Source organism: Kordia sp., from assembly GCF_050633145.1.
In the GTDB taxonomy this organism is placed as follows: domain Bacteria; phylum Bacteroidota; class Bacteroidia; order Flavobacteriales; family Flavobacteriaceae; genus Kordia.
On the sequence record NZ_JBOEFY010000066.1, the window covers coordinates 1 to 21,572 of the forward strand.

The window sequence follows — 21,572 nt, forward strand, 5'->3', positions numbered from 1 at the left end:
TGGTCGCCTTGCTCCTTTTTTGCTTCTGCTTTGTCTTTATATATAGTATAGTTTCTTTCCTTTATATATATGTACTTTGATTCGGGTTAACGATTACTCATTGATACTTATATTTATTAAATTGGAAATCGTGAATGTTCATTTGAGCCTTTGTTGGAGCTCCTCGCTTCGGCTCTGCTCAGCGTCCTATATAGTGTACTTATTACTATAATTGTTCTAATTTAAAGAGAGCGACTGGCGAAAGCGTGACCAGTTTTCTTTTTTTTAGACTAAAAAAGAAAATGGGAACCCCACTTCGACTCCGCTCAGTGAACTTTGTTAGGTATTGAGTCTTTGGTTGGGGTTGCAGTTCTACTGCGCTCAATGTGACAGGTGTTGGGTGTTATTTGAACGTTTTTATTATTTATTTTGATATTGTACCTATATATATTGTACAGGATTTTGGTTCGTATTATATTTGCGAGCTTAATATTTATTTTTGTATGATAAAAATTACATTGCCTGACGGCTCAGTTAGAGAATTTGATTCGAGTGTAACTCCAATGGAAGTTGCAAAGAATATTAGTGAAGGTTTTGCTAGAAACGTGATTTCTGCAAACTTTAATGGTACAACTATTGAAACTACCACTCCACTTACAGAAGATGGAGCGCTTGTTTTGTATACCTGGAGAGATGATGAAGGAAAGAAAGCTTTTTGGCATTCTTCTGCACATATATTAGCACAAGCAATTCTGGAATTGTATCCAGACGCTAAGCTATGGGTGGGTCCAGCTATCGATAAAGGTTTCTATTATGATGTAGACATGGGCGAAACCGCAATTACCGATAAAGATTTTAAAGCGATTGAAGATAAGATGCTAGAAATTGCTAGAGGAAAGCATGATTTTAAGATGCGCTCGGCAACAAAAGCAGAAGCTTTAGCCTATTATAAAGACAGAAACGATTATAAAGTTGAACTTGTTGAAGGTTTAGAAGACGGAACTATTACTTTTTGTGATCATTCTAGTTTTACTGATTTATGCCGTGGAGGTCATATTCCAAACACAGGTATTGTAAAAGCCGTGAAAGTAATGAGTGTCGCTGGTGCTTATTATAAAGGTGATGAAAATAATAAACAACTGACTCGTATTTATGGAGTTTCTTTCCCTAAACAGAAAGAACTAAAAGAATATTTAGAGTTATTGGAAGAAGCTAAGAAACGTGATCATAGAAAACTTGGTAAAGAACTAGAGTTATTTACTTTTTCACAAAAAGTTGGTCAAGGATTGCCATTATGGCTACCCAAAGGAGCGGCTTTACGTTCTCAGTTGGAAGGTTTCTTAAAGAAAGCCCAGCAGAAAGCGGGTTATGAAATGGTAATTTCTCCACATATTGGACAGAAAGAATTGTATGTTACTTCTGGACACTATGCAAAGTATGGAGAAGATAGCTTCCAAGCTATCACAACTCCAAAGGAAGATGAAGAGTTTTTATTAAAACCGATGAACTGTCCGCATCACTGTGAAATATATAACGCTAAACCTTTTAGTTATAAAGATTTACCAAAACGTTTCGCAGAATTCGGTACTGTATACCGTTATGAACAAAGTGGAGAACTACACGGATTAACGCGTGTAAGAGGATTTACTCAGGATGATGCACATATTTTTTGTACGCCAGATCAATTAGATCAAGAGTTTAAAAATGTGATTGACTTGGTAATGTATGTTTTCGGATCATTAGGATTTGACAACTTTACAGCACAAGTTTCTTTACGCGATCCTGAAAAGCCAGAAAAATATATTGGTTCTGATGAAAATTGGGAAAAAGCAGAAAGTGCTATCATAAATGCTGCAAAAGAAAAAGAATTGAATTATGTGATTGAATATGGTGAAGCTGCTTTTTATGGTCCAAAATTGGACTTTATGGTAAAAGATGCACTGGGAAGAAGCTGGCAATTAGGAACAATTCAAGTAGATTATAACTTACCAGAGCGCTTTGATCTTACCTATAAAGGTAGTGATAATGAGCTTCATAGACCTGTAATGATTCACCGTGCTCCATTTGGAAGTATGGAACGATTTATTGCAATTTTGTTAGAACATACAGGCGGAAATTTCCCTTTATGGTTGATGACAGAACAAGCAATTTTGTTACCTGTTAGTGAAAAATATGAGAATTACGGGAAAAAAGTTTTAACTTTGTTAGAAAATAACGACATTCGCGCCCAAATAGACAATCGCAACGAAACTGTTGGGAAGAAAATTCGTGAAGCAGAAATGAGCAAAATTCCTTTTATGTTAATCATTGGAGAACAAGAGGAAAAAGATGGCACAGTTTCTGTACGAAGACACGGGGCAGGCGATATCGGAACTTTAACTATGGAAGCATTTGCAGACTTAGTTAAAAAAGAAGTAAATAATAGCTTGAAACCATTTAATGTTTAACCTAAAATTATAGAACCATAGCAATACGAAGAAAAAGAAGTAGAGCTCCTCGAAGAGAAATCAAGGAAGATCCACACAGAATTAACAGAAAAATCAGCGCTCCAGAAGTACGACTTGTAGGAGATAACGTTGAAGTTGGTGTTTATCCGACGAGGAAAGCACTTGCCATAGCAGATGAACAAGAATTAGATTTAGTTGAAATTTCTCCTAAAGCTAATCCACCTGTTTGTAAAATAATGGATTACAAAAAGTTCCTTTATGAACAGAAAAAACGTGAGAAATCACTAAAAGCCAAAGCATCAAAGGTAACTGTTAAAGAAATTCGTTTTGGTCCACAAACAGATGAACATGATTACGAATTTAAGAAGAAACATGCTGTAAAGTTCCTTAAAGATGGAGCTAAACTAAAAGCATATGTATTCTTTAAAGGACGTTCAATCATCTATAAAGATCAAGGGCAAATTTTATTATTGAAATTAGCTCAAGAACTGGAAGAGTATGGTAAAGTAGAACAAATGCCAAAGTTAGAAGGAAAGCGAATGATTATGTTCATCGCACCTAAAAAGAAATAAAAATAATAAGCGAAGTATTTAAACAATTAGGAATTATGCCTAAAATGAAAACAAAATCCAGTGCTAAAAAGCGTTTTAAGCTTACAGGTTCTGGTAAAATTAAAAGAAAGCACGCTTTCAAAAGTCACATCTTAACAAAGAAGTCTAAGAAGCGTAAGCTAGCATTAACGCACAGTGCATTAGTACATGAAAGTGACGTTAATAGTATTAAAGAACAATTACGTTTAAAGTAATCCGTTCTTTCGGTTAAAACAATTTATAAACCCTGGAGTTAGGCCTATCAATATTGTAAATTTTTGATTTACGATTAAAAAAAGACTAAGTGTCGATTATCGACCGCCTACTACAAAAAATCATTTAAAATTATGCCAAGATCAGTAAACGCGGTTGCTCGTAGAGCCCGAAGAAAAAAGGTATTAAAACAAGCCAAAGGTTACTTTGGAAGACGTAAAAACGTTTGGACAGTTGCAAAGAATGCGGTTGACAAAGCTATGAGTTACTCATACAGAGACCGTAGAAACAAGAAAAGAACATTTCGTGCATTATGGATTACTCGTATTAATGCGGGAGCTAGATTAAACGGAATGTCATATTCTCAGTTTATGGGGAAAGTAAAAGCTAATGATATCGAATTAAACCGTAAGGTTTTAGCCGATTTAGCTATGAATCACCCAGAAGCTTTCAAAGCAATCGTTGATAAAGTAAAATAAATCGTCAAATAATATATTTCGCTTATAAAGCCGATACTTTTAGTATCGGCTTTTTTTTATGCCTTTACTTCGCATTACACCTCACAAATTGTTGTTACGAAACAAACTCCGCTCCTATTCTGAATAACATCATTTTAAAATCATTCAACTAAAAAATTAGTTTAAACTAAATATTTAGTTATATTTGTTGTGTAATTTTTTAAAATGATGAAGAAACTCAACTTTTTACCGCTCTTTTTCTTAATACTAAGTTTTGCTATTCAAGCTCAAGAAATAAATAACCATCCAAAGTTATTAGCTGCTTTAGAAGCTCAAAACTCATTGAAACTAGAAAGCTCACGAGAATTATTCAATTCCTTAATAAGGCTAGATGATGTTTCTAAAAAAGATAAATGCATTGCGTTACGAAAGCTAAGCATTCAAGATTGGAAGTTTTATAAAAATTACGAGCTAGCTAAGAAAAGACTTGTTGAAGCCATACAAATTGGAGACTATATTTCTGAAAGTTATGTTGTTCTTAATAGAATTGAAAATGAAGCCAAAAACTACTCAAAAGCATTAACAGCTGCTGAGAAATCACTTGAGAGTGCAACTTCTGCCGCCGATAGTACCTATGCAACTTATTTATATAGTAAAACCATACTAAGAGAAGCTTCAAGCTTTATATTACAAAAGAAACAACTAGATTTAGTTAAACTGCAGAAAGCTTCTACGCTACTACAAAAGATACTATCAAAAAATCCCACGCATGTAAATGCCGCCGAAGTTTTATTAGGTGTTTCGTTGCTTTTGAAAGATGGAAAGTTAGCTTTAAAGAGTTGGTTAGCGTATTATCGATTTGCCAATGCCAATGCTGCCTACACGTATTTAAAAGAACCTGCAAAAGTATTATTACTCGAATTGCCAATGTGGAATTCAAACACTATAAATTTTCAACGAACAAAAGCAATCATAGTCGCTTTAGGCAATTCCCGATTTTACAATTTCGCCAAACTAGTAGCACTAACTGAAAATAAGAGTTTACAGTCAAAAATCAAGACTGATGAAGAAATTCAAGACATTATGCATTATGCCAACTATCTACAAGAATTAAAAGATAGCACGAATGAATATTATCGCATAGCTACCATCGAAAAAGATGAAGATAAAATTACTCAAAATAGAGCTGCCTTTATAAGCACTTTTAGAGCTACTAATAATCGTTTAATGAAGAAGCTATCCATTTTTGAAAAGAATACTTCGGAATATAGTGTACGTGAATTTCGGGAAAAACTTAGAACTCATTTCGGAACTGTGCAAATTATTGCCTCTACAAGCAGCTCAACTACCTTAGGTTTGGTCATGGGACATATTGTAAACGAACGCACAGAAACCATTAAACAGTATAATCATGAGAGCGATTTTACCTTTACAGAAATAGATATGATGACCTCAAATGGATATTCAAGTTGGTTTTGGGAAGATCGTGGCGCAGGCGGATTTGCCGTTGAAAATGGCTTTTTACGAGTAAAACAACTTTTTAAATCATTACCTATCAATGCTTGGCAACGGATTACTGATCCTGTAAAAAGAGAAAAAATTGAAAAAGAAATTGCTGAAAAACTTTTTAGTAATAGTACGGATGAGAAAACTATTTTTTCTGGTTTATCACAAAAACTAGAAATGGATGCTTTGAATGACTTATATAACGACTTAAAATCTCAAGGTTACCAAGACATACAATTACAATTAAAGTTTATTGAAGTATATGAATCCTACAGAGATAGAGCAACAATGTTTGCGCATGAAGGAAGACATTCGTTAGACAAAAAAGTGCTCAAAAATAAATATAGAAATTTAGGTGCTACCGTTATTGAATATAGAGGTCGTTTATCACAAATAGTTTTTAGTAAAGAACCTCGTTTAGAATTGTCTAATATGATAAATGGTGTGAATACATCACCAACTGGCTTGTCCAATAAAATGATTGTAGATGTTGCAAAAGAATGGATTCTCAAAAATCATAGTAAAATTAAAAATTTTGATGCAACACAAACGCCAATTTCACAACTCTACAAACTTACCAACGCTCAAATAATTGCTTGTTATAAAGCTGTAGATCCTTTTTATATAGATTCAAAAAAATAATTCACTGTACTTCTATAGCAAGTATCTATTCACTATTGAAATTATGTCTAAATTCAAGAACTAAAAAACACCTAAGTTTCTAAAAGTTATACAAAATTCACGTTTTTCAATAAACCTTTTTTTTCGAATTCTTTGCATATTTCTACATAAATCGATAGAAAAAGAAAAAAATATTCAATTTAACCCTTAAAAGTTTGATATATTTTCAATTTATCATATTTTTAGCTCGAATTTCCCTATGTATTGCTTATGACTATTATTCTATTGATTACACTAGCCTTTAGTGTGTCTGATGTATTTAGAAAACATCCGCATTTTATTCCTTCCGAAGTATTCTCTCGGGATGAATCTTTTGAACTTCTAAAATCACCTCTTATCGTAATTTCTGGAGGATTGAAAACGTCAAATTTTTATAGAACTATTACTGTTTAGTACAATTTAAAATGTCCTACCTCAATAAACTATTAAAACGTAACGTACAGAAAGCGACACTAAATAAGAACGTATCTCTTAATGCTACGATTACAACCCTTATAGAAGATTTAAAAAAACGACTCTCTAAATATTATATACATTATGAGTTGAGTTCAAAACTTCAAATTTTTGACAATTCTTCAACCCAAGATAGAGTCGAAAATTTTCCGAATCTATATTTAGAAATAGAAGATTTTTTATCATTACAACCAAACGAAGATTTTGATAAAGTAAATTTTCGCAAAAAAATAAAAACCACATATTCGCTACTTAATGAAAAAGACGAGTTAAGAACTATTTTTATTGAAGACGATGAAACACAAAAAGTAATTCTTTCTCAACTCTTTTTAAAAGATGTATTGATTAAATCAAAAGATTTATTAGGCGATTTTACAAACCCTTTTTTAGTTGAAGCCGAAAAATTATTGGTAAGCTCACCGCTATCATTTGAAACAATAACACAACAAAAAGCGTCTACTATACTAAAAGAACTTTTTGAATATTCAAATTTGATTCAGAAAAGGATTCAAGAAAGTTTAGGCTTAAATGCAATGCTGAGCATCTATAATAATGCATACAACAAGCATTTTAATAATTATTATTTACTAGACAATTTTACCATTACTGTAAATTTAGTTCCCGAACAATTATTAGTTGCTGAAAATGTAAACCTTCCCAGCAAAGGGCAATTACATCGTTTGTTGAAATCACAAATTTCAAGCTTGGAAGATATCAATGTAAAGTTGAGTAAAGAGATTTTTCAAAAGTCTCAAATCCAAAAAGAACTTGAAGATAACGAAAAACTATACTCTGCAGTAATTCACAATTCGTTAGACGCAAATGTTATTTTTAATGTGGATGGAATCATTATTCGATCTAATAAAAAAGCTGCAGAATTCATCAATGCACACGAAAATCAGATCAATTTTTACAAGCTTTTACCAGAAGACTTTTCTATAAAATTGAAAAATACTATTGATAAGTTTTCTTTAAATACAGCTTCAGGTTTAGAACAGGAGTTTTTTGAGTTTGAAGTGTATGAAAATGAAGAAACAATTTATTACAACTTAAAAGTCAACCCAATATATATTAACAGTAAAATGTTATTTTTCTGCGTAATTCGTGATATCTCAAAAGATATTCGAAATATAATACGTATTGAAGAAGCTCGTATTATTGCGGAGAAATCTGCTAAAGCAAAAACGACTTTCTTATCAAACATGAGTCATGAAATTCGAACTCCTTTAAATGTAATTCTTGGGTTGTCTGAATTATTTAATCGTAAAGATTTTACAGGAAGTGACAAAGAATATGAGAATATAGAAGCCATTCGTTTTTCTACAGAAAATTTATTGATGATTGTCAATGACATCCTCGATTTCTCTAAGATTGAAGCAGGAAAACTAAATGTTCAAAAAGTTGATTTTAACTTTAAAGAACTAATTTCCAACTTACACAAAGGGTTCCGAATCAAAGCAGAAGAAAAAGGACTTGATTTTTCAATGAATATTACCAATTCAATTCCAAAATATGTTGTTGGCGATCAATATAGATTAAGTCAAATACTAAATAATTTGATTGGAAATTCGATTAAATTTACCAAAAAAGGCTTCATCAATGTAAATATTACTGCAAAAGAATTAGAAGACAAAACCATCCAACTATACTTTACAATTGAAGATTCTGGTTATGGGATTCCAAAAGAAAATCTCGATAGTATTTTTGAGAGTTTTTATCAGTCACATCACAGCGAGAAAAAAACAGAAGGTACAGGTTTAGGCTTAAGTATTACAAAAGAGTTGGTATCTCTTTTAGGAGGAAAATTGACTGTAAAAAGCAAAGTAAATGTAGGAACCTCGTTTAAATTTGACCTGAATTACAAAGTCAGTGATTTAAGTGAACTAGAACTCCAAAACACTCAAAACATAAACCATAACCTTCGCAATAAAAAGATTTTGGTAGCTGAAGATAATAGACTAAATCAACTATTCATTAAGCAATTATTAAAAAAGTGGGATGCTGAAACAACGATTGTTAGCAACGGACAAGAAGCCGTTGAAATTGTAAAGTTGCACAACTTTGATTTAATTTTAATGGACATTCAGATGCCCGTTTTAGATGGTTTGGAAGCAACTGCCGCTATTCGCGCATTAGAAAAAGAGAAAAAAAACATCCCAATTGTTGCGTGTTCTGCTGATGTATTCCCCGAATCGCGACAAAAAGCCGAAGAAGCTGGTGTTAATTATTACATCACAAAACCAATCAGCGCAAAATCAATTAATGAAATCTTATATTTATTAACGACAAGTAACTAATTATATAAAAAGCGAACTCAAAAGTTCGCTTTTCAATTTCTTATTTTTTACACACAATCTCTACATGTAGGGAATTCAGTTTGTGTAATACAATCTATAATAATACTAGCTGTACATGTTTTTTGCTGCGTTTCACAACAGATATCAGCTCCAGCAACTACAAGTGTTCGAATACACACTTTTTCTGAGTTAGTAGGATTTCCTCCTTGGCTCTTTAAAGCATCTAACTTAGAAATCGTTTTTTTGTTTAATGTAAAATTTTTAAGCTTACTTTTTTTCATAATAAATACTTTTAAATTGATTCATAATACAACAAAGCAACTCATAAATATTGAAGCTTCAAATTGAAGCAACCCCAAATTAGATGATTTGTGAAGCTAAAAATATGCATGCAAACTAAAAAAAGTGAACCGAAGTCCACTTTCTATTTTTAACAAAATCTTGCCAGTGTATCACAACCAACTAAAGTAACTGTACAATCAATTAGCGGACTCGTTACACATGCTAGTACATCTGCAGTATCTGCTGGACAAACGGCATGTCCTGGAGGTCCTTGACATGTTTTATTCAATGTTGGTGGCGGTGGTGGCACCATTCCTCCTTTTGCATTTCCTAAGTTAGAAATAGACTTTTTGTTCAGTTGTAAATGTTTAAAACTCTTTTTTTTCATGATCTACTAATTTTGATTCATCATTGAAAGTATAGAGATTTTCACAGGGAATAAAGCTTGTGTTCTTATCATTTATGAATTGTAAGAACAAAAAAGCGAACCGAAGTTCACTTTCATTTAATCGTAAAAAACACCTGTATGCCCAATTCTTTTGATTCCACTTCCACCTAAAATAGCTTTTGGATTCTCTATTTTAAATTTCTCTAACATAATTGATTTGTTTTTTAATCAATACTAGATATTTACCTAAATAGAAAATTAGTCTGTTTTTCTCCATTTAAACAAATCATCTGTAGCTGTATAACCTCCTTGAATAGCATTTGCATTCTCAACAATATACTTTTCTAATTTTTCTAACATAATAAATTGATTTTAAATTAATAATGAATTAAAACTATCAATAAATTTTAGCAGATAAAACTATAGAAACCATAAATTAGATGATTTACGCAAGTATATAAAATAAATGTAATTCTCATTTTAATATACGAAAAGTACTTTATAAGTTATTTTTTCCACTGGGAGTAAATACTGAAACAACGAGAATTTAGATAGTAAAAGATCACCATTTCTTTTGCGTTTACTAGTTTCATAGTTTCCGTTGCAAATGACTCTCTTCCAGGAGTAGTTTCACAGTCCGAAGAGAAATATTCATCAAATCGCATTTTCTTTTGGCTAACATTTTCTCGAAGTACAAGCAATGTTTTAGATGCTTCAAACATTTTTTTAAAAATGACCTTATAACCATTATCATCCAATTTAGGACAATCTATAGATATTAAAGAACCTGTTTGGTCAGAATCACTACTTTTTATTTCTGAAAAAACAACTTTTTTCCATTCCTTAGTAGGCTCAAAATCCTTTACGATATATCCTTTATGAAAATTCGAATCGATAGGAAGAGACCTATTATAGTCAATTTCATCAATGCTAACGATGTAATAAGTGTATTTTTTATTTCCTTTTTTAAATGAATCTTCTGAAGTTACATCTGGCAAATACACTTCTATATCATCCGCTATTAAAGTGCTGTCCTTTTTTATAAAATGATTAGAATATAGGATATTGTATGTCATGATTTGCGTTGAATCTGACTTCATATACAGTTCTTCCCCATAAGTATTTACCATAGAGAAACCTGCTTTCACCTGTTGAGCAAAACTACATTGAAAGAAAACTAAACAGATTATACTTAGTATATTGCTTTTTTTCACGTTTTCTGCTTCTTCTTTTTTGCTGCTGGAAATAGAATATTATTTAAGATTAATCGATATCCTGGAGAATTTGGATGTAATTCCAATTCTGTTTTTGGATCTCCTACTCTATGCTGGTAATCTTCTGGATCATGTCCTCCATAAAAAGTAAAGAATCCTTTTCCTTTAATTCCGTGAATATAACGACCTTCTCCATTGGTTCTGTTTTCACCTAAAATCAATACAGATGGTTTTATTTGTGAACGATCAAAACTTGTAGTTTGTCCCATAAAACCTTTTACCAAAGCAGTATGATTTTGACACAACATGGTTGGAATTGGGTCCCACTTTGCCGAAAAGTCCATCAATGTGAAGTAATCTGCATCTTTTACAATTCTTCTTTTAGAAGTCATATCAATTGAAGAAAACTCGTATTTAGTTGAGCTTCTCTCCAATTCAAAATCTGTAAATGCAAAGGTTTTATTATAATCAATCTTACTTTGATAATTTCTATCTGACACATCGCCATCAAACATAGGCTCGCAAATATCAACACCTTCTGCTGCCAATGCAATATCAAAACTATCTGTAGCGCTGCACATGGCAAACATAAATCCGCCACCAATCACATAATCGCGAATCTTCAATGCAACATCACGTTTTTCTTCTGAAACCTTACTATAACCAAGTTTTTTCGCCAATGCTTCCGCTTCTTTCTTCTCACGAATATACCAAGGCGCCGAACGATAAATACCATAAAACTTTCCAAACTGTCCCGTAAAATCTTCATGATGCAAGTGCAACCAATCATATTTTATCAAATCATCAGCTAGTACTTCTTCATCATAAACTACTTCATATGGAATTTCAGCATAGGTCAAAACCATTGTAACAGCGTCATCCCAAGGCACATTTCCTTTCGGAGAATACACAGCAACTTTAGGCGCTTTTTCCAAAATTACTGCCTCTTGATTTTTACTTGGGCTTGCAATTTCTTCCAACATCGTGTTCGTTTTTGCATCTGACAAAATCTCATACGAAACACCGCGAATTTTACACTCTTTCTCTACCGCATCAATCGCTGGTAACAAAAATGATCCGCCTCTATAATTAAGCAACCATTTGACTTTTATCTTTTTTTCGAGTGACCAATACGTAATTCCATACGCTTTTAAATGGTCTTTTTGAGATTCTGAATCCATCGGAATCAAAATATATGAAGCGTAACTACTCACTGAAAATAAGAGTACTAACGTGAGTGTGATGATGTTTTTAATTTTCAATTGCATGACATTTTATACAACGGAAAGATACACAAAAATTACATCGTTATAAAGAATTTAAGGTTTCTATAACAATTCCTACAAAAATTTATTTTTCAACGATCAAATACGTCTTTTTTATCCTTGCAATTCTTCTTAAAAACACAATTCAAAATTATTTTAATCTCTCTGAATGTGATTGTTACATCTAAAATCTAAAGATCGAATCTTCAGTTTATCAACACCAGTTTTATTCCCCCTACAAAAAAAGGGAAAAACACTAATATGAAAAGAATAAAAACACTTGTAGATAGCGATTTCTATGTAACTAGTTTTATAACTCTAAAATTTAACTACAACACTTTATGGAAAATACAGTAATTATCAACTCTATTGGAAATGCTACTCCAGGAGCTTCAAAAGTACTGTCGGATGCTTTAAAAGTTCCGCAAGATTATATTCTAAAACTATTGTATAACGCGCCTTCTATTTTATTTCAAAAAGTAGATGAAGATACAGCTCAAAAAGCAGAAGATACATTAACAAAATTAGGTTTAGATGTGTCCATCTGTACAAAAGATGATGAAATTGATTTAAGAACAGAGTCAATTGACATCAGTGTAAGTCTAGACAATATATTAGTATTACCGAAGGTCATTGAGCAATTGGCCGTTTTCTTAGGATGCAAACAATCGGAAGTATTAAACTTAATGTTGAATGAACCGAGTATTGTTCTAGGAAATGTTTCTGTCGCTACGGCGGAAGCATTACAAAAACGTACCGATGCCAATGTACATTTTTCAAATCCTCGTAAGGATGCATACACGATACTTATAAGCAAAAAAGCTGAAAATATTCAATTACGAAATGTTGAAAAAGTATTAAAAGCAACAGCAGAAGAAACAGCAGACGCGTATGTATTTGAAAACATATCATACGATCATTCTCAATTACTATGGAGACAATACCAATCTAACAAAGCTGTAAAACTACTAAACCAAAGTCATCAACTTGTATCTGTTATATTGAAAGATTTTGATGTTTCAAATGAAGAACACGTTGCATTCTTAGTTGAAAAAGTAGGCATGCCAAAAGAAATCTTAGAAGATATACATGCAGCACTTCCAATTTCTCTATTTGAAAACATTAACAGAAAAAATGCAAGTGCTATGATTACTGATTGTGATTCAATCGGGCTAACAACAGCTATTGAACAAGATTACAACTTCAAGAAAAAACTACATATAGAAGGTATTGAAGATGCTGAAAACGTAACGAAAATCTTAGCGCAATTTATCGCGAAAGAAGAGCTTCCTAAAGCAAATGCAACTAGCTGGACAAGCAAAGAAGAAGTTCCGCCACTAATTGCAAGATACCTTTTGGCACAACTAGAACAAGTAACATGTAACCCTGAAATCATCAACTAATTATGGAAACAAATATGCTACACTACCGAATTGCTGAACGTGGGAAAATGCATGCTTTAGACAAAAACTATAAAGAAGCACTACGCCATTATAAAGAAGCAATGAAACTCTCGCAACAAGAAAAAGATAGCGAGTTGTTTTTTCAGCATTACAGTCAATGTGTAATGGAAACTTTAGAGCTTTCTGGAGCACACGATCAAGTAATTTCATTTTGCGAAAACTATCGTTCCTTCTTAAAAGAAAAAGAACAAGATGTATTGGTTAGAAAACACAATGCGTATGTAAGTGAACGTCAAGCAATTCAGCATGTATTAAGAGAAGAACAAGACGAAGCAAAAACACTGCTTCAGGAAGTTCAAAAAGACCTTGGAAGAGGCAAGCAACCAATTACAGACGAACTCTTAGGTTGGTTGCAAAGAGGATACAGAGTCAGTAAAGATCAATTGACTAAACTCCAAAAAAAACATAATTATTTTATTGTGAGAAAAGAATCGGTAAATCCCAAAATTGCCATGGATTTACCCGAGGGCGTTTCTCCATTCTAACTTTTAAAAACAGAAAATGGCAGACGTAAAAACATTTGATCAAGGATCAAAAATACTACAAAACGTAGACGTGAGTAGTATGGTAACCGCGCTCGCCTTGGGTATTGCAGAAGCTCAAGAGCGGCTCGACACGAACTCGGTTTCGCAGCTTATTAGACTTTCAGAAAGTAAAGTAGCTGGGAAATCATTATTGGAATTAGGGTTTCAACCCGCATTTTATGCTTTCGATTATGCTGATATTTCAGCGCAAATAAGCTTAAAAATGGCACAGAAAGAAGAACTTGAAGTTGACTTCAGTTTATCTGTTGATTACAAAAACAACACGACTTTCGACAAAGACTTTTTTGACGAATTAAAGAAGAGCAAAGAAAATTCGACAAGTAAATATTCCAAAACGCAAAAAGACATTGCGCTTAAAGCAAGTACTTCCGAAGATATCACTATCAATGAAAAAACAACCAAAGTTCATCAAGAAGAAGGTTCGTATTCTAAAATAGAGAAATCAAAAGAACAAATGCGTGACGAGACGAATAACTTACGCGTAGAAAGTGTCATTGAAGACGAAAGAGTGCTTGAAGAAAATTCAGCAACAGCTGTATATATTGCCAAAGAAGAAGGCTATGTCGTTATTACTGAACCTTATATTCATACGAATACCGAAGGACTATTAAAAATGGCGCCAACGTATGTACCAGCTTCTAGCTCATCAAAACCAGTAATTACACTTAAAACAGGTAAAACCTTTGAAAAAGAAGTAGATTTTGCTACAACATTAGGAAGTGCAAGAACTGTAAACGGTGGAACTGTCACTGGAATTAATGGAGGTGGAATTCACAGAGCCAGTGGAAAAAAAGTCCATGAGTTTTTCTTTGACTGGGATAAATCTGATATCAATTATACCTATTCCACAGGTGTAAAATCAGATTCTTTGAACGAAGCAGATGTTACTGCATTGGCGATGTTGTTAAAAAGAGATACATCATTGGTAATTACTGTAAAAGGATATACTGATGGTAGTGGAAGTGCCAGCGCAAAAAATGCAGCATACAATGAAGCGCTTGGAAAAAAGAGAGCAACATCTTTTAGAAATAAACTTAGCAAAATTGCAGGTGTAACCTTTACAGATGCACGTGTAAAAGTAGAAACTGAAGGAGAAAGCTTAGCAAATGGAAGTACTGCAAAAGATGCAACTATTCGTAAAGTAACAGTTGTTTTCCCTAATGGTGCTCCAGATTATATCCTTTTCAATGGTGGAGAAATTACTAAAACTGGTGCTTCTCCAAAAAATACTGGACCAGACCATTTTGTATATGTAGAGCCAACAAATAATGGTGCTAATACAGGATTAGATATTACTTTCAAATACGGAGGAAAAACCTATGTATTACGCCAAGGTGCTACAAACAACCTATCATCTTTAGTAAATAGCAAAGGGAAATACCAAGAATTGTTTATTGAAAAAGTAAACGAATCATATTACTTATTACACGAAGAATCGAAGGTAAATTACTTTGTGCATTCTTCAGAAAACAAAGAAATTAATGTAAAGGTAAAAAATGAGGCTTCCGCCGATATGAACAAAGAAACGACAAAAGTGTATGTTGGTGAAACACAAAACGAATTCTCTAAACTAAAAAAATCGCAAAAAGATTTTAAAGGAGATCGTTCGTTGGCAATTAGCGGTTCATTAGATGTTCGTTATGCGCGTCAGTTTAGCATGTCTGTAGAAGGAAATGCATCTGTATCTGCACGTATGATTTCTGTACCGCCACCAACAGCATTAGAAAATTACATTCAATCGCTGACAAACACAAACTCAAATTAATAATTGATGAGCACGACACCTAAAGTAATACAACAAATTACCAACGCTCCATTGCCAATGATGCTAGAGAAGCTCGGAATGTCTATTGCAAATGCGCAATCGGCTTTAGATGCAAACTCTATTCGCTTGGCAAATGAATTGGCGACGGTAAAAATTAATCTAGGTGATGAAGAATACAATTTATTAAGCCTTGGTTTTGCACCCACATTTTACGCTTTTACAGAAGCTTCTGTAGAAATGAAAATGGAATTTTCTATGGCTGAATCTGAAAGCTACGGAGGCGCATTAGGATTCAGCTATGGAAATACAAGTAACTCCAACAGCAATTCTAACACAAATAACAGTAGTAGTGATGCTACTTCTACTCAAATGTTTGGAGTTTCTATTTCGGCACATTATTCACGTAAATTTTCTTCATCCGCAGAAGGCTCATCATCAATTGCAGCAAAGATTATATCGTTGCCTGCACCTGATATTTATCTTGAAATATTAAAGTCAACAATTAACACAGAAGAATAAATCAATTTAAAAATTATAAAATATGTTTAATAAAAATCCAGAAATAGGGCAAGAATTACTAAATGTACCTATGGGACAAATGATCGAAAGTATGGCAACATCTATTGCCAATGCACAGATGGCGCTAGATTCCAACTCGATCGAAGTAGCAGAAATGATGGGAGGATTAAGTCCTGTCAAATCTACCATTAACGGAAAAGAATTCATCAACTTTAAAGACAGTCGTGTATTCTTTGGAAAAGAAAAATTACAATTAGCAGATGCTGTAGAGGTATATAATGCGAATGCAGATGACGCTTACAAGGCATCTATTGGAGCTAAATTTCAACCTGGAGAAACTGAACCAGGATTTGATAAACCTGTTATAAAAATAACTGGAGCACCAAGTAGTAATAGTACTAAGTTTACGCCTGACGACCAAAAAAATCCAGAAGTGTATTATAGACATGTTGATGGGCAAACTACTACATTCTACAAATACAAATCAGATACTGAAAGTTATGTAGAATTAGATGAAGCAGATGATAGTAATGGAAAAAAGACACCAATCGCTATTTCTGGAAGAAAAATGCTAGTGCCAGGAACTGTAGAGAGAACTATCTACGTACCACAGAAAGTATCGATGTTAGAGCTTGGGTTCTCTCCTACTTTTTATCAGTTTGTTGATACAATTATTAAAGTATCAATCACGATCAAATTTACAAGAGAAGGTTCGTCTTCGTATGAATACAAGAGAAAATCTAAAAGTACAGACAGAAGCGCAAGTTTTAGCTGGAGAAGAGGTTTAAAAACCAACAAAACAGTAACAACTACGCAGGTAAATGCTAATTTTTCGCAGAAATATAGTTATTCAGCAGAAGGATCAAGTTTACTACAAACAAAACTAGTTCCAATTCCGCCACCAGCGGCATTAGAAGAGCGTGTTCAACAACAAATGGCTATTGCTAGAGAAGAAGCTGAAAACTAGTATCCATGGGTAGAATCACCAGAGAAATACAAAATGCACCCTTACCCGAGATGATTAAGTCTCTGGGTATAGGGATTGCACAAGCACAAAGAGCTTTGGATAGAGTTTCTATGGATTTAGCTAAAGAACTTGTAAATACCAAAGTAGAAATGGGCGGCGAAGAATATAGCTTACTCGCTTTAGGCTTTACGCCAACATTTTACCAATTTGTTGATACATTTTTTGAATGTAAAATGTCTGTTTCTATGATGGAATCAAGAGAGTTTGGAGCTTCTGTTTCAGTAACTGGAGGATTTAATGTAGGATTTGCAGCCGTAAGCGCTACCGTTTCGGCGAGTTATTCACAAAAATATCAGTATTCCGCAGAAGCAAGTTCATTAGTCAGAACCAAATTAGTTACCGTTCCAAATCCACCAGTTTTTGAACAACGTTTACAAGCAATGATTCAAACTGAGTTGGACAGTAAAAGACCCAATACGAATTCAAATACTAGTTCATAAAGATGGCTAAACATTGGAAAAGCTTTGTTAAAAAAGAAAAAGCTCCGAAGGAGGAAAACGCAGCTATAGCAGATATAGCTTCGTTGCTTTCTTCTGATGCTAAAAAATCAGACAAATCCTTAGAAGATGTTGCCGAATTTAGTACGAGTTTAAAATCATTGATTGACGAGCAAAAGAAGCTTGAAGATGAAATGGCAGAACTCACTGGTAAAAAGAAGGAGTCAAAAACAGACAGAAGGTATGAGAATGAAATAAAATCAGTTGATCAGAAGAAGAAAGAGGAAGCTGAAGAAGAAAGAAAGCGTCAAAAACGAAAAGAAAGTCACCGCAAAAAACAAGACGATCGTTGGGAAATAACACCATCTTTTACATCAAAAAAGAAAGATAGTACAAGTGTTACGCCTATTACTGAGAAGAAAAGAAAAGATAAACCAACAACTGGTTTTATTCACAAAAAGAAAGCTTCTCCACCTACAGCACGCATTCCAAAAATTCAGAAAAAAGCTGAAAATACAATTGTTTCAAAGAATAAGAAAAAGGCAACATCCTTACTAGAATTTGGAAAAAAAGTTCAAACAGGAAAGAAATCTTTTGACGATTTTACCAAGAACCCTAAAAAATCCGTAGCTAAGGTTCCTGTATTTAAATCGGCAAAGAAATCGGTAACGCCAAAACTAGCCATACCAAAACCGAAGTCAACACCAGTAACACAAAAACGAAAAGCGCAAAAGCCACCATCGCAAAAACCAAAAAGGCAAGAGAAAACATTATTAAAAAATACTGGCAAGCGCAATGTTATAAGTGAAATTGGCAAGAAAAAGAAATCCGCGGAAGCAATTTCTAATTCTGTAAAGAAAGGCTCGGAAAAGCTAGATTCTTTTATCAATAACGCAACCAAAAAGAAACCTGTACAAACGGTAAAAACCGTTGCAAAAAAGGCTTCTAAAGCAATTGATACTTTCAATACTGTTACCCAGAAAGTTTCAAAAGTTACTGATACATTCAATACAATTCATAAAACAGGAAATGATGTACAGACTGGAATTGAAAAAATAAACAGCGTTGTAAAATCTCCTGAATTGAAAACATTGAGTACCAAAGTTTCCAAAGGAATGGGCATTGTCAATAAAGTTGGGAAAAAACTAAATAAAGTTGACCAGTTGTTTAATACTGCCAACAAGAAGTTAGAAAAAACGAAATCAGTGACCAATCTATTTGAGAAAAAACTAAAAGCCGTTGATTTTATTAGCGGAAAGGATGCGACTACGAAAAATGCTTTCGATTTTGATTTCATCCAAAAACAACAAACTAAAAAAGAAGAAACAAAAAACTTTAATGTTGGAAATAAAAAGCTACAAGTTGATTTCAATACGATTAAAGATATCAAAAAAGGCTTTGATACATTGAAAACTGCTACAAAGAAAAAAGATAGTTTCTCACTTTAAAAATATACACATGAGCACATCAAATAACGCATTAACTCTAAAGCAAATACTATTAGGAATTTCTGATAGTTTGAATGAGGCACAAAACCATTTGAGGAATGTAAAACCTTATGACGAGTTTGGTAGACCCAATACATTGTATACGCTACCGTATTTGGATTTTAATTTACAGGTAGAAGCTGAATTTGAAAAAGAAACAAGTACTGAACCAACTTCGGCTGTTGCAGGAAGAACCGCAGCGCTAACACATACACGATCATATCAAAAAGGATATGCCAGATCGTTGGCTTTTAAACCCGTAGCAAATACAACTACTGACACAAAAGAAACGAATAAAGTAACGAGTACAATTTCTGGACGCTTTATCGCTGTTGTACCAAATGAAGGTTTGCCGCAAATGATTATCAACGCAACGCCAAAAGTGACTTCAAACATTCATATTTACGATATTGATGTTGAAGTATTTAACGCTGCTGGCGAAAAAATTTCTGATGCTTTGGTTGAGTTTAATTACAATCAACAGAAAACAGAATTATTAAATCCGAGCGCAACATTAAATCATGGAACTTCTTTTTTAAGCGTAAGCGAAATTAGAACAGATGTGAATGGAAAAGCTAAAACTCAGGTGCAAGTGGATAGTGTTGACTTTACAAATGGAAATATTTTGATTATAGAAGTCAACGTTGGAAATGTGCTCACTAAAATTTCAATTCAAAAATAGTCATGGCAATTAATATACAAAATATTCAATTTCAACATTTGTTGTTTGATGTAACTAATAAGCCTGCAAAAGGTATTAAGGTACAAGTTCAGTTTTACAACGTACTTACAAAATCGTGGTTATCACTTACTGATTCACTTGCTTTATCTACTGGAAAGTTATCGTACAAATTAACGATTCCGACTAGAATTTCTACAAAGAACCAAACGGTACGTGTAGTACGTGAAGTTATAAAATCTGGAGGAACACCTTCATTCAGAATTATCAATGTAACCAATAGTGGTGCGCTTCCAGAAGTTATTACTACTGCTTTTGATGCAATAGTTGAAGGCGACACAAAACTTACAATCGATTTTGGCAAAAGCTGGTTGTTAGATCCTGAAAGATACATTACAAAAGACGATCATATTGTTACAGCTTCACAAATTCCTATGTTTGAATTTGCAAATGAAATTCGTGCAATAAAAGAAGTAAATGATACTACAATAGCACAAGTTTCAGGGCTTAATGCTACTATTGTCTCGCTATCGGATGAACGAGAATTGCTACAAACGCAGCTTTCAACCGTTCAAAGTAATTTTCAAACGAACGCGCAAGAACTGTCAGATTTGAATGCAAGTTTGCAAACCGTAACGGCAAATTTAGCGAGCGAACGTACATTGAGAGAGACACTTGAAACAGATAAAACTAATTTAGAAGTTGAGCTTGCTACACAACGCGAGCAAATGGAAACCATGACTTCTTCAACGGGAGATATTTTTGCTGTTGAAATGGAAAGAGATTCAGCCATTGCGCAAGTTTCCAGATTAAACGATGCAGTTGCTTCTTTGTCTAACGAACGTGAAATACTTCAATCTCAACTCTTAACTGTTCAAAATGATTTTGAAACAAAGGAGCAAGAACTAGCTGAATTAAACACGAATTTGAAAAGTGTAAAAACTAATCTTCAAACCGAAAGAGCACTTAGAGAAACGCTTCAAACAGAAAAAACAAGTTTAGAAACACTTGTTGCTACACAACGCGAGCAAATAGAGACCATGCAAGTTGTAAACGTAGCTGATAGTAATTTTGAAGTTTTATACAACGGTTTACAACAAGAAGTAGCCGATATAACTTTAGTAAAAGATAATTTACAACAACAAGTTATAGACATAACTTTGGTAAAGGATAATTTACAGCAACAGGTGATAGCTGTGACTACTGAAAGAGATAATTTATCACAAGAAAAAGTAGCTTTCCAAACTACGATTTCTCAATTACAAACATCGGTACAGCAAGAAAAAGCATTGGTTACAGCAAAGAATATAGAACTACAACAAAAACAAACACTTGTAGATTCATTGCAACGTGAAACAGCAACTTTACAAGAAGAATTAGAGGAAGCTAGAGATTTTACGGTAACAGATCATCCAAACAAATTAACGGCAAGTAAAGTATATAGTAGCATTGTAAATGATGTAGTAAAAGCTGACGCTGAACTAGTGAATTCTAAATATAAACTTGCTAATGTGTCTTTAAATCTTAAAACTACGGTTGAAAAAGGACCAGACGGAACTGTTTTTGGCTTGTTAGATTATGAATCTGCCAAAGATGTAAATAGTGCCGCAATTAGTGATATTAGCATTGATATTGTACCAACTAACACATCTTCAACGACTGTAGAACAGAAAATGCCTAATATTTTAGGACTAACTGAAACTGCCGTTAGAAAAGTATTGGGCAACAACGGATTAAAATTAGATGCAGTGTATCATCCAACAAAAGATGATAAACTCATTGAAGGGCAATCATTTAAACAATCGCCAGCGCCAGATGCAACTATTGTAGAAGGACAAGAAGTAATAGTAATTTTCGCAAAACCAATAAACTAAAAA

General features: G+C 33.3%; 20 protein-coding genes. 16 read left to right on the forward strand and 4 right to left on the reverse strand.

The features are described from left to right. Window positions 1–482 precede the first annotated feature (482 nt). From thrS to ACRBBL_RS23730, 7 genes are all read left to right on the forward strand, one after another. The gene (thrS, locus tag ACRBBL_RS23700) at window positions 483–2,426 is read left to right on the forward strand and encodes a threonine--tRNA ligase (RefSeq protein WP_431371583.1); all 1,944 of its coding nucleotides are present in this window, start codon (window positions 483–485) and stop codon (window positions 2,424–2,426) included. Window positions 2,427–2,485: 59 nt separating this feature from the next. Then, entirely contained in the window at window positions 2,486–2,998 is a 513-nt protein-coding gene (gene infC, locus ACRBBL_RS23705; protein ID WP_431371624.1) for a translation initiation factor IF-3, read from the forward strand. Between the two features lie 35 nt (window positions 2,999–3,033). Next, complete coding sequence (gene rpmI, locus ACRBBL_RS23710; protein WP_077405387.1) at window positions 3,034–3,231, forward strand: 50S ribosomal protein L35; 198 nt, start codon at window positions 3,034–3,036, stop codon at window positions 3,229–3,231. A gap of 132 nt (window positions 3,232–3,363) precedes the next feature. Then, entirely contained in the window at window positions 3,364–3,708 is a 345-nt protein-coding gene (gene rplT, locus ACRBBL_RS23715; protein ID WP_046756034.1) for a 50S ribosomal protein L20, read from the forward strand. Between the two features lie 204 nt (window positions 3,709–3,912). Beyond that, on the forward strand, window positions 3,913–5,835 hold the full coding sequence (locus ACRBBL_RS23720) for a tetratricopeptide repeat protein (protein ID WP_431371584.1): 1,923 nt from the start codon (window positions 3,913–3,915) through the stop codon (window positions 5,833–5,835). A gap of 249 nt (window positions 5,836–6,084) precedes the next feature. Continuing rightward, entirely contained in the window at window positions 6,085–6,267 is a 183-nt protein-coding gene (locus ACRBBL_RS23725) for a hypothetical protein (RefSeq protein WP_431371585.1), read from the forward strand. A gap of 11 nt (window positions 6,268–6,278) precedes the next feature. Next, complete coding sequence (locus tag ACRBBL_RS23730) at window positions 6,279–8,624, forward strand: ATP-binding protein (RefSeq protein WP_431371586.1); 2,346 nt, start codon at window positions 6,279–6,281, stop codon at window positions 8,622–8,624. Window positions 8,625–8,671: 47 nt separating this feature from the next. Here the strand turns inward: ACRBBL_RS23730 and ACRBBL_RS23735 are convergent, their stop codons facing one another. The 4 genes from ACRBBL_RS23735 to ACRBBL_RS23750 form a co-directional block, all read right to left on the reverse strand. Beyond that, window positions 8,672–8,905: a hypothetical protein gene (locus tag ACRBBL_RS23735; protein ID WP_431371587.1), complete on the reverse strand. Its 234-nt coding sequence runs from the start codon at window positions 8,903–8,905 to the stop codon at window positions 8,672–8,674. Window positions 8,906–9,054: 149 nt separating this feature from the next. Continuing rightward, window positions 9,055–9,294 carry a hypothetical protein gene (locus tag ACRBBL_RS23740; RefSeq protein WP_431371588.1) on the reverse strand — a complete coding sequence of 80 codons (240 nt, stop codon included), beginning with the start codon at window positions 9,292–9,294 and terminating at the stop codon, window positions 9,055–9,057. 506 nt (window positions 9,295–9,800) lie between these two features. Next, a complete protein-coding gene (locus tag ACRBBL_RS23745) occupies window positions 9,801–10,508 on the reverse strand; it encodes a hypothetical protein (protein ID WP_431371589.1) in 708 nt (235 codons plus the stop codon). Then, window positions 10,505–11,776, reverse strand: a complete 1,272-nt coding sequence (locus ACRBBL_RS23750) for an asparagine synthetase B (RefSeq protein ID WP_431371590.1) — start codon at window positions 11,774–11,776, stop codon at window positions 10,505–10,507. Before ACRBBL_RS23750 ends, ACRBBL_RS23745 begins: the two co-directional genes overlap by 4 nt. A 338-nt stretch (window positions 11,777–12,114) precedes the next feature. On the opposite strand from ACRBBL_RS23750, the gene ACRBBL_RS23755 reads away from it, so the two are divergent. Genes ACRBBL_RS23755 through ACRBBL_RS23795 form a run of 9 tightly spaced genes read left to right on the forward strand, consistent with a single transcriptional unit; the run spans window position 12,115 to window position 21,569 of the window. Next, window positions 12,115–13,176: a hypothetical protein gene (locus ACRBBL_RS23755; protein ID WP_431371591.1), complete on the forward strand. Its 1,062-nt coding sequence runs from the start codon at window positions 12,115–12,117 to the stop codon at window positions 13,174–13,176. Between the two features lie 2 nt (window positions 13,177–13,178). Beyond that, window positions 13,179–13,721 (forward strand): hypothetical protein, encoded by a 543-nt coding sequence (locus ACRBBL_RS23760; protein ID WP_431371592.1) that lies wholly within the window; start codon window positions 13,179–13,181, stop codon window positions 13,719–13,721. A 16-nt stretch (window positions 13,722–13,737) separates the two neighbouring features. Then, window positions 13,738–15,546: an OmpA family protein gene (locus tag ACRBBL_RS23765; protein WP_431371593.1), complete on the forward strand. Its 1,809-nt coding sequence runs from the start codon at window positions 13,738–13,740 to the stop codon at window positions 15,544–15,546. A gap of 6 nt (window positions 15,547–15,552) precedes the next feature. Beyond that, window positions 15,553–16,065 (forward strand): hypothetical protein, encoded by a 513-nt coding sequence (locus tag ACRBBL_RS23770; protein ID WP_431371594.1) that lies wholly within the window; start codon window positions 15,553–15,555, stop codon window positions 16,063–16,065. 22 nt (window positions 16,066–16,087) lie between these two features. Next, entirely contained in the window at window positions 16,088–17,032 is a 945-nt protein-coding gene (locus ACRBBL_RS23775) for a hypothetical protein (protein ID WP_431371595.1), read from the forward strand. Window positions 17,033–17,037: 5 nt separating this feature from the next. Then, window positions 17,038–17,532 (forward strand): hypothetical protein, encoded by a 495-nt coding sequence (locus tag ACRBBL_RS23780; protein WP_431371596.1) that lies wholly within the window; start codon window positions 17,038–17,040, stop codon window positions 17,530–17,532. Between the two features lie 2 nt (window positions 17,533–17,534). Next, complete coding sequence (locus ACRBBL_RS23785; protein WP_431371597.1) at window positions 17,535–18,977, forward strand: hypothetical protein; 1,443 nt, start codon at window positions 17,535–17,537, stop codon at window positions 18,975–18,977. 10 nt (window positions 18,978–18,987) lie between these two features. Continuing rightward, window positions 18,988–19,698: a hypothetical protein gene (locus ACRBBL_RS23790; RefSeq protein WP_431371598.1), complete on the forward strand. Its 711-nt coding sequence runs from the start codon at window positions 18,988–18,990 to the stop codon at window positions 19,696–19,698. A 2-nt stretch (window positions 19,699–19,700) separates the two neighbouring features. After that, complete coding sequence (locus tag ACRBBL_RS23795; RefSeq protein ID WP_431371599.1) at window positions 19,701–21,569, forward strand: PASTA domain-containing protein; 1,869 nt, start codon at window positions 19,701–19,703, stop codon at window positions 21,567–21,569. Window positions 21,570–21,572 lie beyond the last annotated feature (3 nt).

Coding starts and splice junctions, on each gene's coding strand:
- ACRBBL_RS23740 (WP_431371588.1), bottom strand. CDS start 9,294: ATGAAAAAAAAGAGTTTTAAACATTTACAACTGAACAAAAAGTCTATT.
- ACRBBL_RS23775 (WP_431371595.1), top strand. CDS start 16,088: ATGTTTAATAAAAATCCAGAAATAGGGCAAGAATTACTAAATGTACCT.
- ACRBBL_RS23780 (WP_431371596.1), top strand. CDS start 17,038: ATGGGTAGAATCACCAGAGAAATACAAAATGCACCCTTACCCGAGATG.
- ACRBBL_RS23730 (WP_431371586.1), top strand. CDS start 6,279: ATGTCCTACCTCAATAAACTATTAAAACGTAACGTACAGAAAGCGACA.
- ACRBBL_RS23790 (WP_431371598.1), top strand. CDS start 18,988: ATGAGCACATCAAATAACGCATTAACTCTAAAGCAAATACTATTAGGA.
- ACRBBL_RS23720 (WP_431371584.1), top strand. CDS start 3,913: ATGATGAAGAAACTCAACTTTTTACCGCTCTTTTTCTTAATACTAAGT.
- ACRBBL_RS23750 (WP_431371590.1), bottom strand. CDS start 11,776: ATGCAATTGAAAATTAAAAACATCATCACACTCACGTTAGTACTCTTA.
- ACRBBL_RS23735 (WP_431371587.1), bottom strand. CDS start 8,905: ATGAAAAAAAGTAAGCTTAAAAATTTTACATTAAACAAAAAAACGATT.
- ACRBBL_RS23785 (WP_431371597.1), top strand. CDS start 17,535: ATGGCTAAACATTGGAAAAGCTTTGTTAAAAAAGAAAAAGCTCCGAAG.
- ACRBBL_RS23760 (WP_431371592.1), top strand. CDS start 13,179: ATGGAAACAAATATGCTACACTACCGAATTGCTGAACGTGGGAAAATG.
- ACRBBL_RS23725 (WP_431371585.1), top strand. CDS start 6,085: ATGACTATTATTCTATTGATTACACTAGCCTTTAGTGTGTCTGATGTA.
- rpmI (WP_077405387.1), top strand. CDS start 3,034: ATGCCTAAAATGAAAACAAAATCCAGTGCTAAAAAGCGTTTTAAGCTT.
- ACRBBL_RS23755 (WP_431371591.1), top strand. CDS start 12,115: ATGGAAAATACAGTAATTATCAACTCTATTGGAAATGCTACTCCAGGA.
- thrS (WP_431371583.1), top strand. CDS start 483: ATGATAAAAATTACATTGCCTGACGGCTCAGTTAGAGAATTTGATTCG.
- ACRBBL_RS23795 (WP_431371599.1), top strand. CDS start 19,701: ATGGCAATTAATATACAAAATATTCAATTTCAACATTTGTTGTTTGAT.
- ACRBBL_RS23770 (WP_431371594.1), top strand. CDS start 15,553: ATGAGCACGACACCTAAAGTAATACAACAAATTACCAACGCTCCATTG.
- rplT (WP_046756034.1), top strand. CDS start 3,364: ATGCCAAGATCAGTAAACGCGGTTGCTCGTAGAGCCCGAAGAAAAAAG.
- ACRBBL_RS23765 (WP_431371593.1), top strand. CDS start 13,738: ATGGCAGACGTAAAAACATTTGATCAAGGATCAAAAATACTACAAAAC.